7 protein-coding genes are annotated in these 12988 nt (G+C 71.9%); 5 read left to right on the forward strand and 2 right to left on the reverse strand.

Annotated elements, in window-relative coordinates:
* Positions 1–44: 44 nt before the first annotated feature.
* Together LJE69_RS16555 and LJE69_RS16560 are read right to left on the reverse strand one after the other, a co-directional pair.
* Positions 45–2990, reverse strand: coding sequence for a M28 family peptidase (locus tag LJE69_RS16555; RefSeq protein WP_296927128.1), 2946 nt, complete (start codon positions 2988–2990; stop codon positions 45–47).
* 1033 nt (positions 2991–4023) lie between these two features.
* Positions 4024–6528 carry a tetratricopeptide repeat protein gene (locus LJE69_RS16560; RefSeq protein ID WP_296927129.1) on the reverse strand — a complete coding sequence of 835 codons (2505 nt, stop codon included), beginning with the start codon at positions 6526–6528 and terminating at the stop codon, positions 4024–4026.
* A 721-nt stretch (positions 6529–7249) separates the two neighbouring features.
* On the opposite strand from LJE69_RS16560, the gene LJE69_RS16565 reads away from it, so the two are divergent.
* From LJE69_RS16565 to LJE69_RS16585, 5 genes are all read left to right on the forward strand, one after another.
* Positions 7250–8608, forward strand: a complete 1359-nt coding sequence (locus LJE69_RS16565; protein ID WP_296927130.1) for a sigma 54-interacting transcriptional regulator — start codon at positions 7250–7252, stop codon at positions 8606–8608.
* A 351-nt stretch (positions 8609–8959) separates the two neighbouring features.
* Positions 8960–9259: a hypothetical protein gene (locus tag LJE69_RS16570; RefSeq protein WP_296927131.1), complete on the forward strand. Its 300-nt coding sequence runs from the start codon at positions 8960–8962 to the stop codon at positions 9257–9259.
* An 11-nt stretch (positions 9260–9270) separates the two neighbouring features.
* The gene (locus tag LJE69_RS16575; protein WP_296927132.1) at positions 9271–9858 is read left to right on the forward strand and encodes a DUF4255 domain-containing protein; all 588 of its coding nucleotides are present in this window, start codon (positions 9271–9273) and stop codon (positions 9856–9858) included.
* A 2-nt stretch (positions 9859–9860) separates the two neighbouring features.
* Complete coding sequence (locus LJE69_RS16580) at positions 9861–10703, forward strand: carboxypeptidase regulatory-like domain-containing protein (RefSeq protein ID WP_296927133.1); 843 nt, start codon at positions 9861–9863, stop codon at positions 10701–10703.
* 58 nt (positions 10704–10761) lie between these two features.
* Positions 10762–12978 (forward strand): phage tail sheath subtilisin-like domain-containing protein, encoded by a 2217-nt coding sequence (locus LJE69_RS16585; RefSeq protein ID WP_296927134.1) that lies wholly within the window; start codon positions 10762–10764, stop codon positions 12976–12978.
* The last annotated feature ends 10 nt before the right edge of the window (positions 12979–12988 follow it).

A 12988-nucleotide genomic window follows, 5' to 3' on the forward strand; every position in this document is an offset into this window, starting at 1 on the left:
GCCAGGGGATGCGTCGTACCGCAGAGAGCTGTCACGAGGAGCGCTTACTCCCGCGCCACGGGCACGACGCTCAGCTTCCGCTCCTCCCCACCGCGGCGCACCGTCACCGTCACCGGCTCGTCCAGCTTCAGCGCGTTTAGCGCATAGGTGTAGTCGTAAATGTTCTCGATGCGCCGCCCGGCGACGGCGACGACGACGTCCCCGGCGCGCAGGCCGCCTCGCTCCGCCGGCCCGCCCTTGGCGACACCGTCGAGCAGCACACCCTTGACCTCGTTGCCGGCATAGTCCGGGATGGTGCCGAGGTAGGCGCGCAGATGCGCGCGGCTCGCACCGGTGCCGGGCTTTTCCTGGGCCACGTACTCGGGCCCCTCCTCGCGGCTCGCCACGGCCGCGGTGAGCCGGTCGACTAGGCGGGCGACGCGGCCGAGGCCCGTGTAGTTCAGCCGGTCGGCGGTATCGTGGGAGGTGTTGTAGTCGGCGTGCACGCCGGTGAAGAAGCTCAACACCGGCACCCCGGCCAGGTAGAACGAGGTGCTGTCGGTGGGCAGGTAGGCGTCCTCCTGCAACCGCAGCGGCAGACCCACCGGCGCGTTGCCGCGCTCCAGCTCCACCCGCCACAAGGGGCTGGAGCCGACGCCCTGAACGCTGAGCTGCTTAGTCAGGCGCCCGACCATGTCCATGTTCAGATACGCCAGCACCTGGTCGGTGATGTCGTCGCCGCCGTCGGCGAGCTGCTCGACGAGCGCCGAGGAGCCGAGCCGGCCGAGCTCCTCGCCGGTCCAGGCCGCGAACACGATGTCGTGCTTCAGCGCCAGCTCGCCGCGGGCGCGCCGCGCGGCCATGTCCTCGGCAATCTCCAGCAGCGCCGCGACACCGGAGGCGTTGTCGTCGGCGCCGGGGTGCACCTTGCCGGCGTCGGGATCGCGCGATTCGAGCCCGATGCCGGTGCCGATATGATCCGCGTGGGCGCCGATCATGACCACCTGATCGCTCGGTGAGCCCCCCGCCACCAGGCGGCCGAGCACGTTGCGGTCCGTCGCGTGCTCGAGGTGCAACCGGATGTCGGCGCCGAGGCGCGGGCCAGGCAGCGCGAAGCCGGCCGCCGGCTCGCCCGCGTCCAGCGCCCGCTGCACGTCGGCGAGTTTCTTGCCCGCGGCGTCAAGCAACTGCTGCGCCACAGCATCGGTGACCGAGATCACCGGCAGGCTGCCGCTGCCGGCGCCGGCCTCGTTCTCCAGCGCAATCAATTGATGCTTGACCCGGGCGCTCGGCCCGCTCGCAAGGATCAGCCCGCGGGCGCCGTGCTCGCGGGCGACCATGGCCTTGAAGCGCGGCTCCGCGTATTGGTCGAGGTATTGGCGCCGCTGCGGTGAGACATCCTCGGGCAGGTAGCGCAGCGCGAGCACCCATTGGCCGCTCACGTCCAGGTCGCGATAGCTGTTGTAGGCGGCGTGCTCGTCGTCACCGGGTGCGACGATGCCATAGCCGGCGAAGACGACGCCCGCGGGCGCCGCGGTGCCGGTGCCGGAGAACGCGAGCGGGCGCCAGTCGCGGTCGGCGGCGAGCTGGACCGCCGCACCGTCGCCGCTGGTCAGCGTCAGCCGATTGCCGTCCGCGAGCGAGACGCCGGACGTGAAGCGGTAGCGCTGGAACCAGCCGCCGAGGTCGCCGGCGGGGGCGAGGCCGATGCGGGCCATCACGGCGGCCACGTAATCGGTGGCGAGTCTGGCCCCTTCGGTGCCGGTGAGGCGGCCGGCCATGGGGGCGGCGGTCAGCGCGCGGACATGAGTCGCCAGGTCTTCCGGGCGGATCTCCGGGCTGGTCGCCGCCGGCGCGGTGGCAGCGTCCGGCGTTTGGCTTGCAGCCGGCGGCAGACCGAGCAGCTTGCGGGCGGCGGCATCGTCCCAGTCGGCGATGTAGATCTGCGGCTCTCCGCCCGGGGTGCGCGCGCTGGACCAGGCGAGCTGTTTGCCGTCCGGCGTGAACACCGGCAGGCCGTCGAAGCCGTCCGTGAAGGTGACCCGCACGGGCTTCGAGCGGCCCTCGGCATCGACGATGTAGAGCTCGAAATTGCCGTAGCCCCGGGCGTTGTTGGAAAAGATGATGTAGTCGCCGCTCGGGTGGAAGTACGGCGCCCAGGACATGACGCCGAGGTGGGTGATCTGGCGCTGGTCGCTGCCGTCGGCGTTCATGGTCCAGATCTCGGCGACGCGGCCAGACAGGTCGAACCGGCGCCAGACGATACGGCGGCCGTCGGCGCTGAAGAACGGGCCACCGTCGTAGCCGGGGGCATCGGTGAGTCGGCGGACGTTGCCGCCGTCGGCGTCCATGACATAGATGTCCATGAACCGGGAGGCGTCCTCCGCCAGCGCCTTGCGCTCCTCGGCGGACAGCGCCCGCGCATACGCATCGCGATTCGACGCGAACAGAATGGTCCTGCCGTCCGGTGACCAGGAGCCCTCGGCGTCGTAACCGCGCGCGTGGGTCAGCCGCCGCAGCAGGTTCCCATCCGTGTCCGCCTCGTAGATCTCGTAGGCCGGGTCGAAGCTCCAGAAGTAGCGGCTGCCCTGGCCGGACGCGCGTTTTTCCAGTTCCGCGCGCTGGGCGGCCAGCGCGTCCGGGTCCTCGTGGGTGGACGCGAACAGCACCCGCCCGCCATCAGGGTGAATCCAGCCGCAGGTGGTCTTGCCGATGCCGGGGGAGATGCGTGTCGTGTCACCCGTCTCCAGGTCCATCAGATAGATCTGGTAGAAGGGATTCCCCGGCGCACGCTCGCTCTGGAACACCATCTGGCGGCCGTCGGCGCTGAAGTAGCCCTCGCCGGAGCGGCGGCCCTCGAAGATGAGCTGGCGGGTATTTGCGAGCAGGCGCGCCTCATTGCCGGCGTCGTCGTCCGCCCGCGCCGCGGCCGCCGTGGCGCCCGTGGTGCCGATGGCGAGCAGCGCGGCCGCGAGCAGTGGGCGTGCGAGCGGGATGCAGAGCTTGCACATGATTGGCGAAATCCTCGTGACGGTGGTGACGGCGAGCGCCCGCGGCCGCCGCCCGCTGCCGGCCCATGCCGGCGGCGCGCGACGGCCATACCGAAACTGCGCGAACCAAGCCGAGCGCGTCGGACCGCTCGGTCAATCTCTTCTCACCCGCAACACATGTGGCCGTGGCCGGCGGCGAGCAAACGCGCCGCAGTAGCGGTTCGGGCGTGCCTGGTCACACCGCTCCAGTGGCGACCCTCGCCTGCCGGCGCTCTGCGCAGGCGACGCTGCTCCGCACTCGAGACGCTCTGCTCCAGAGCGGGCTCCCTGACATCCGCAGCGCCCCCAAGGCACCTAGCGCCGCAGAGTGCATTCCACCGTAGAGAGACGGGGCAAGCATTCGGCGTAGCAGCTCTTGTGGAGCAGCTCTTGTGGGAGCGGCACTCTCGGTGCCGCGACCGGCGCCAAGCAGCCCACCACGCCCCGAGTCGCTGCCAAGCCGTGACCAGACTCCCAGCCCCCATCGCGCCACAAAAGACAGTGGCGCTCCCACACCGGCGCGCCTGAAGTAGCCGTTACCCGCGCAGCTCTTGTGCGGCAGCTCTTGTGTGCAAAAATGGGTCTACCATCAGGTCTTCCAATCACGGGGAACCGAGGGTCAGGAACCGAGGGTCACCATTTACCCTTAGCGCCCTTTGCGGTAACGCTGTGACCATGCTCTTTCTTCATGACCTACTGCCTTGCGAGCTGAAATTAGATGAGGTTCGTCCCTACGCCTACGCCCTTCGACACCGCCGCGGCGACGGGCACTCGCGCTCGCGGCGCTCGACTTGCCAAGTGGCAATGCCCGTCCGCGACACTGAGGCCGCCGTTTCGGCTTGGAGGCGCCTTCTGGGTTGATCACGACTCCGACCAAGCGCTCGCCGTGGGGGAACGACTTCAGCGCGGCGACCGGGCGCCCGTCGCGCCGGGGACGGCGCTCCCACGGGAGTCGCGCCGGGGACGGCGCTCCCACGGGGGTGGACGGGCTGATGATCTTGGCCGCGCTTGCGGCCTAGCCGCCAGTGTCCTTGAGCCGCGCCAGCAGCGCGGCCACCTGCCCGCCCGGGTCCGGGAAGCGGGCGAGGTAGCGCTCGCACCAGGCGATGGCGGCGTCGCGGTCGCCGGCCTTGGCGTTGAGTCTCACCAGCGCGAGGGCGATGTCGCGGTCGTTGGGGTGGCGGTCGGTGGCGGCGGTGAGGGTGGCGATGGCCGCGCGCGGGTCGCCGGCCGCCTCTTGGGCCAGGGCGTGGACGTAGGCGTAGCGTGGCCGCTCGGGGGCCTGCTCAGCGGCTCGGCCCAGCAGCTCGGCGGCGGCGGGCAGGTGCTTGGCGCGGATTTCCAGCAGGCCCAGCGCGTGCAGCAGGTCGGCGTCGTCGGGTGAGTGGTTCAGGCCCTGCTCCAGCACCGCGCGGCCGTCGTCGTCGCGGCCCAGCGCCCGGTCCAGGTCGGCCAGGTTGACGTACGCTGGCGTGAAGCCCGGCTCCAGCGCCAGGGCCTTGCGGTAGTCGGCCTCGGCCGTCGCGGCGTCGCCGAGCAGACTGTCGAGCACGCCGAGGTTGAGCCAGGCCTCCGGGCGCTCGGCGTTGGTGAGCTGGGCGTCGCGGTACTCCGCGAGCGCCGGCGCCAGCGCCCGGCGCAGCGGCGATGCGCGACCGGGGATGTTCGCCTCCAGCCGCGCGAACGCGGCCAGCGCCCGCGCGGTGTCGATGCGCACCAGGCGCGTCGGGTCGTCCAGCAGCGGCAGGCCGATGCGCAGCGCGGCGTCCGGCGGCAGGCGCTCCAGGGCGCGGGCAGTGGCGGCGCGCAGCAGCGGGGACGCCGAGCCGGCGAGGCCCTCCAGCAGGTCCGGGTCGAGCGGCTCGGGTTGCTCGGCGAGCAGGTCCACGGCCGTGGCGCGGGCGATGGCGGGCGCGTCCCGGTCCGCGGCCAGCTTCGCCAGCAGCGCGGGTGCGTCCGGTGCCCCGCTGCGGCCGGCGTGCAGCGCGGTGGCGTAGTGCGCCGGGCGCTTGGGATTGACGTACCACGTGTCGATCTGCGCGGCCGCCCAGGCGGGCGTCTGGTCGGTGTGGCAGCCGGTGCAGGCGTTGGGCGTGCCGAGGGCCACAGACAGATCCGGCCGCGGGATGCGCAGGCTGTGGTCGGCGCGGGCGTCGATGACCATGTAGTTGCGCTCCGGCATGTGGCAGTCCAGGCAGGCGGTGCCGCTGCCCTTCGCCCGCGCACCGTCGCCCAGCGGGTGGTGGTGATGCGCGCTGGTGTCGTAGCGCGCCGGCGCGTGGCAGCGGGCGCAGACGGCATTGCCGGGCGCGCGCAGCGTGAGCGAATGCGGATCATGGCAGTCGCTGCACGTGACGCCCTGGTGGAACATGCGGCTCTGGATGAAGGAGCCGTGCACGAAGACCTCGTCCTGTATCTGCCCGTCGGCGTAGTAGAGCCCCTCCCCCAGCAACGCCAGACGATGGGTGTCCGCCAGGGGTGCGTCCGGCGTATAGGGCGCATGGAGCTGGCCGCGGCGCGCGTGGCAGCGGGCGCAGGCGTTGACCTCGGCATGGCCGCCGCGCGCGGGCTCGCGGCGCGGCAGGCCCGTGGCCGGGTCCTGCGCCCAGGTGGGGTTGTCGCGATCGGCCAGGTCCACCACCAGCCCCTTGTGCGCATCCCAGGCGCCGGCGTTGCCCGCGGCGACGGCCTCGGCCTGCCCCACGTGCGCGGCGCCGGGGCCATGGCACGCCTCGCAGGCGACATCGATCTCGGCCCAGGTGGTGGCGTAGCGGTCGGTGTTCGGGTCGTAGCCCTTGCGCAGGCCGGTGGAGTGACACTCGGCGCACTGGTAGTTCCAGGTCTGGTCGCGATTGGTCCAGTGCAGCGGGTTGTCGGGGCCGTAGTCGGGCTCGTCCGGATAAAGATGGAACCAGCGCTGGCCGCCCTCCGCCGCCGGCCGGGCGTCCCAGGCGATGCCCAGGGCCTGCAGCCGCCCGCCGGGGAAGCGCACCAGGTACTGCTGCAACGGGGTCCAGCCGAAGGTGTAAGCGATGCGGTAGTCCGCCGGCTTGCCGTTCGGGCCGCCCGTATTGACCCAGTATTCGTCGCCCTTGCGATAGAACCGGGTGGTGACGCCGTGGGCCGTGAGCTCGGCGTTGTCGAAGTCGCCGAGGACGTTGGCGGCAGTCGCCTCCGCCATGGCTAGGTCGTGGTGCGAGCTCTGCCAGGCGGCCAACTCGCCGGCATGGCAAGTGCCGCAACGCGCGCTGCCGACGTATCCCGCGGCGGTGGATGCGTCGTCGGCGAGCGCCGGCGCGCCGAGCAGCAGCAGGCCCAGCCCCACCCCCGCCAGAGCCATCGCCGGGCGCCAGACCAGTTCAAGCCGCCGGCGCATGGCGCGGATCGTCCGGCCGGCAAGGGTGCCGGCGAGGCCGGCGGCGCGCTGCCAACCCCCGTTGCGGAGCAGGCACCAGCGTGTCCACCGAGACGCGCCGGCCAAGCGCATCGCGGCCACCGCGGCAGAATCGGGATGGGGCATCGGATCTCCTGACTCGGGGTTTTCGTGCTGGCCGCACAGCTTACTAAGTCTCGGTTCAGAAACAATGTGAACATCGTAGGGTGGATGAAGCGGAGCGTATCCACCGTCTTGACTGCGGTGGATGCGCTTCGCTTCATCCACCCTCCTGCGCAATGCCGGAAACACGCGAAAGGGGGCGGATGAGTCACGAGCGCGGGCCCTTTCGCGCTTTTCGCGTATTTCGTAGTTCCGCTTCAGAACCCCCGGGGCGGCAGCTTGCGACCGACACGACTTTCGCTACGTTGAGTAACCCGCTTCCGTCCATGCCGCCAGTCGTGCCGCCAGTCGTGCCATTGGCAAGCCCGGGTGCACGCCGCCATCGCACCCGCCCCCGGTCGCCCGGGATGCACCGCCCGGCGTCACAGCGGTAACACGAATCAGGTATTCCCTGGCAATTTAATAGGGGTACCGCCATAATCCGCGCCCACTGCCGCGAGAACCCGCTTGTATCACCGCCCTTAGGGTTGCCCCTGTCTGGCCCGGGTCCGCGGCGCGAAGACTGATGGCACCTCGCGTTGCCGCACGGGCGCGGGGTCGCACACCGGGGGCATGGTAGAGGTCCGCATCGCGAATCGGCGGTGCAGCCTACCCCACCCCGGCGTGCTTCCTGATTCGGCTCGCCGGCGCCGACCCCGACAAGAACAAGGGCGCCCGCGGCACCGCAGCCACGCGGAGCGCCCTAATGCCCGACAGGTCCCTCATCTTGCTGGCCGCCCGCGGCGCGGCTGCCACGAGCTTCGCGGACGCCTGCGCCGGTCTCGGCTTCCGCGTGCGCGACCGCTCCCTCGCGCCCCCCGCGCAGGAGACCTCCCCGCTGCCGGTGGCGATCTTCGCGCAAGACGTCGATCTGACCATGCTCGACGCCCTGCAGGATCTCAGGCGCCGCCAGGGCACGCCGCTGCTGGCGGTGCTGAGCGGCGATGCCCGCTGCTGGAACGAGCGCCTGGCGGACCTCTGCTGCGACTGCGTGCGCTGGCCCTGCGAGCACGCGGAGCTCGCCTTCCGGCTCGCGCGCCTGTGCCGGCGCCTGCCGGCCGCCACCGGCAACGACGGCCTCGATCCGACCCTGCGCGGCACCCTCGCGGACCTGAACCTCATCGGCCGCTCGCCGGCCTTCACCCACGCCATGGGGGCGCTGGGGCGCATGCTGCCCTGCGCCGCGCCGGTGCTCATCGAGGGCGAGACCGGCACCGGCAAGGAACTGGTCGCCCGCGCGCTGCACTACCTGGGGCCGCGCGCCGGCGGGCCCTTCGTGCCCGTCAACTGCGGCGCCCTGCCCGACCACCTGCTGGAGAACGAGCTGTTCGGCCACGAGCGCGGCGCCTACACCGATGCGAGAACCGCGAGCACCGGCGCCATCGGCGCGGCCGCCGGTGGCACGCTGTTCCTGGACGAGATCGAGGCCCTGTCGCCGAAGGCGCAGGCGGCGCTGCTCCGGTTCCTTCAGGACCGCGAGTACCGCCCGCTCGGCAGCAGCCGCGCGCTGCGCTCCGACGCCCGCGTCGTCGCCGCCAGCAACGCCGACCTGCGCGCGCTGAGTGCCGGCCCCGCGTTCCGCGCCGACCTGTTTTTCCGGCTCGACGTGCTGTCGCTGCGCCTGCCGCCGCTGCGCGAGCGCCGCGGGGATATCGGCCTACTGGCGGAGCACTTCGTCAAGCGCTTCTGCGACGAGTACGGCAAGGCGCGAAAGGCGCTCGCGCCCGGCGCGCTGGCGATGCTGGAGGGCCATGACTGGCCGGGCAACGTGCGCGAGCTGGAGAACCTCATCCACCGCAGCGTGCTGCTCGCGGACGGCCCCGCGCTCTTCCCGCAGCCCGCTGCGGCAGATGCGAAGCCACAGGACACATCCCAGGGGTCCACGCTACCGGGCGAGCCCTTCGCGGTGGCCAAGGCGCGCGCCATCGAGGCCTTCGAGCGCAGCTATCTCACGGCGCTGCTGCGCGCCACCGGCGGCAACGTCTCCGAGGCCGCCCGCCGAGCGGACAAAGAGCGCCGCGCCCTCGGCAAGCTGCTGAAGAAGCATGCCATCCGGGCGCCGTAGGTCGTGCTGAGCGATAGCGAAGCGTGACATGGGTGGCCGGGTCCTCGCCGACCCGGGTGGGTCCGAGATGACCCGGGCGCTGTGTTGCCGCGACCCATCGGACATGGCGCGCGCCACGCTGGGCATGCCGCCTGATTTTCCCGCCCGTGATCGGCCACTTACGCAAACCTCGCCGGCAACGCGCCCGCCGCCGGCGGCCGTCGTCCGCGACCGCGCTGGGTCTTGCAGCACCCACCCAGCGCCCGCGGCGCCGGCGGAGACCGCTTAACAGACTGATTTGCCGAATCTTCCTGACCTGGCATCCGCTTTGCTGACTGGTCACAACCGCCCGTCGAGGAGCCCGCGCAGCACATGAGCAGCGATGACAACGCCGCCGTGGCGGCCCTGGCGGAGCAGATCGCCCGTTACCTGGAGGCCAACCAGGGGGCGCGTGACACGGTGGACGGCATCACCCGCTGGTGGATCGCCCGCCAGAGACTGCTGGAGACGCGAAGCATGGTGGAGAAGGCATTGCAGCAGCTCGAGACCCAGGGCCGCGTGCGCAGCGGCCGCACCCCGGGCGGCGAGCTGGTCTACGGTGCCACCGACGCGGGCGCTTCGGCCGAAGGCAGCGGCAGCGGCGGCAGCGGCGGCAGCGGCGGCAGCGCCTGAGGTCCACCGCGATGGCCTCCTTCCAAGGCGTGCATGGTGCGATGGCGGCGCTGGCCGACCGGCTCGACGCCCGGCTGCCGGACGCCTGGCGCAGCGGCACCACCACGGCGCGTGTGTCCATTCTGGGCAGCGCCGATCTCGCCGAGCCGCTGAGTGGCAATCAGCTCGGGCTCTATCTGTATCGCATCGGCGTGGACCCCCACGGCCACAACCGGCGCACCCCGCCGCCGGGCGCGGGCGTGCATGCACCGGATCGGGAACTGCCGGTGAACCTGCACCTGCTGCTCATCGCCAACGCCGCCAGCGCCTCGCTGGAGGCGGACCTGCTCGCCTGGGCCATGCTGGAGATCGCCAACGAGCCCCTGCTGGACCTCGCCGCGCTGGAAGAGCACGACGCCGAATGGCGCAGCGCCGAGCAGGCGACCATCGCCCCGGACGATCTCAGCATCGAGGACCAGATGCGCATCTGGGACCGACTCGACGCCGACTTCACGCTGACCGCCGCCTACGTCATCCGCACCCTGCAACTGCGCCTGCACCCGGACGACACGAGCCACGGCCCGGTGCGCTCGCGGGTCTTCCCGACAGGGGTGGTGTGACCATGGCCCCGCGCCTGCGTGTGTTGGAGACCAACCTGCTGCACGCCGACGGCGCGCTAGTGTGGCTCGACGCCACCACCGGCGACCCGGACGACACCGAGACCATGAGCAGCATCCGCGACCCGCTGGCGGTGACCCTGACCAGCCACCCGCGGGACCTGCGCTGGCTGGCCAAGCCCGGCCGGTTGGTGCTCTGGCGCCGCCCGAGCGGCCCGATGATTCGGGGCGAGGCCGATCACGCCGAACTTGCCCGGCCGACGCTCACGCCCTACCGCATCGCCGGCACCGCCGCGGACCCGACCGGCCGCTTCAATCCCCTGCGCTTCGATCTGACCGTCACCGGCAGCGCCGGACAGCCGCTGCTGTTGTATCGCTCGCCCTTCGGCGCACACACCGCCAGCGGGCCCGACACCGGCGCCGGCGGCGTGCTGGAGGGCACGCTCAGGTACGAGGCCACCGGCGACCCGGCGCTGGATGGCCAGCCGGCACGCTGGGCACTGCTGCGGCTCGACGTCACCCTGGTGCCGGCGGATGCCGACAACCCGGCGCAGGTGCGCAGCTTCGTCGCCCAGGCGGACGCCAACGGCGACTTCCGGCTGCTGCTGCGCCGGCTGCCGCCGCTCTCCGACGGCGTCGATCACTACGGCGCGAGCCTGAGCATCCAGGCGCCCGTCGGCGCCGCTGCCGATGCGCCGCCGGTGGCCGGGCTCGACGCCATGCATATCGGCGCCGTCGCAGCACCGTTCGGCTTCGCGCCGGCGCTGGCGCTCGACATCAGCCCCGGCGGCGTCAAGCGCATCGACTCCACCGGCCGCGATCACCTGGCGGTGACCCCCGCCGCATAAGCCGCACGACCCCAAGCCACATCCGCTCGCTGCCGCACCCTGAAGGAGGCACAAGGCCATGCCCGAGTATCTCGCCCCTGGCGTCTTCGTCGAGGAAGTCAGCTTCCGCTCCAAGTCGATCGAGGGCGTCGGCACGAGCGTGGCCGCCATCGTCGGCCCGACGCGCACCGGCCCCTTGCGCGGCAAACCCGAGGTCTGCACCAGCTTCGCCGACTTCCTGCGCACCTACGGCGACGCCGAGGACCTGACCCTGGACGGTGAGGCGGTGCTCAACCACACCGCCATCGCCGCCCGCGCCTTCTTCGACAACGGCGGCAAGCAGCTCTACGTGGCCCGCGTCGCCGCCGGCGTCAACGGCACCGACGCGCAGGGCGCCGGCAGCAGCGCCGACTTCGCCGGAGCCGCGGACGACGCCGGCATCGTCGGCTTCCAGGGCCGCTTCCCCGGCGCCCGGGACCTGACCCTGGAACTGCGCTGGCGCGACAGCGAGAACCTGCTCAAGCGCGAGCGCGTCAACGTGCCCGACGAGGGCGAGGTGGTGTTCCTGGAAGCCACCGGCCTGCCGCCCGAGGTCCGCGCCACCGGCGTCGCCGGCGATGTGCCGCCGGCGCGCTTCCCGATGAGCTTTCGCGGCCTGGTGAGGCGCAACGGCGACCACTACGTCATCGTCGACAACCTGGCCGAGATCACCGCGGCATCGGGCACCACGACCCCGGACCAGCTCGCGCCCGACGGCGAGACCGAGGGCCAGCTCATGCGCGCCGGCGTCGCCGCCGCCGCGTCCGCCACCTTCACCCGCGTCTACGCCCGCCAACCCGCCGGCGGAGCGCTGGCCGACGGCACCTCGGCGGAGATCGCCTTCACCGCCGAGACCGACCTGTCCGACTTCACCGGCGCCGACCACTGGGGCGCGCTGACCCGGCTGCGCGGCACCATCGACGCCGCCGGCTCCACGCTCACCATCGCCGCGGACCCGGTCAACCCCGGCGTCACGGCGCCGGTCACCCTGCGCCTGGCGGCGCTGGCGGCCGCGCCGGGTGCGGCCTCCGCCGTCATCGTCAAGCGCGCCTTCGACATCGACGTGCGCCTGGCGGACGCCGACGGCGAGCAGGGCGAGATCCTCTACAGCTACACCGGCATGACCACGGCCCCCGGCGGCGACACCAGCATGGAGACCGTCATGGCCGCGACGCCGGAGCGGCGGCTGGATGCGCTGACCTCACCGGTGGCCTGCACCATCGCCGACACCCGCGACCCAGGCGCCGTGGCCGTCACCGGCGACGACGTGCTGAGCGCGCTGGAGGGGCTGTTCGAGTCCGACTTCCTGAACCCGCCGCCCACCGACCTCACTGGCCCGCGCTACCTGATCCGGCTCACCGGCGGCAGCGACGGCGCTGTACCCGGCAGCACCGACTACGCCGGCGAGGTGGACGAGGTCCAGGGCAGCACCGGCCTCGCCGCGCTAGAGGACATCGACGACATCGCCATCGTCATGACCCCCGCCGCCGCCGCCCACGCCGACAGCCACCAGGCGGTGGTGGCCGCCATGCAGGCGCACTGCCGGCGCATGCGCTACCGGGTGGGCATCGTCGACCCGCAGGAGGGCATGGCCCTGTCCGAGGTACGCGACTTCGCCGCCAACTTCGACGACTCCCGGCTCGCTCTCTACTACCCCTGGGTGGTCACCGCGGACCCAACGGGCCGGCGCCCTACCATCACGGTGCCGCCGGGCGGCTTCATCGCCGGCGTCTACGCCAACACCGACGTCACCCGCGGCGTGCACAAGGCGCCCGCCAACGAGGTGGTGCTGGGCGCGCTGCGCTTTGCGCAGGACATCAACCGCTTTCAGCAGGAGCTCTTGAATCCCAACGGCATCAACTGCCTGCGCTCCTTCCCCGGGCGCGGCCACCGGGTCTGGGGCGGACGCACCCTGTCCAGCGACCCGGAATGGAAGTACGTCAACGTGCGCCGCTACTTCCTGTACCTGGAGCGCTCCATCGACGTCTCCACCCAGTGGGTGGTGTTCGAGCCCAATGGCGAGCGCCTCTGGGCCAACGTCACCGCCACCGTGGAGGCGTTTCTCTACAACGAGTGGTTCAACGGGCGCCTGCTCGGCGGCTCGGCGAAGGAGGCCTTCTTTGTGCGCTGCGACCGCAGCACCATGACCCAGAACGACCTCGACAACGGCCGCCTGGTGTGCCTGGTGGGCGTCGCCCCGTTGCGGCCGGCGGAGTTCGTGGTGTTCCGGATCGGGCAGAAGACTGCTGATGCTTAGCGGAAGGGAC

Source organism: Thiohalocapsa sp., assembly GCF_022340605.1.
GTDB lineage: Bacteria > Pseudomonadota > Gammaproteobacteria > Chromatiales > Chromatiaceae > Thiohalocapsa.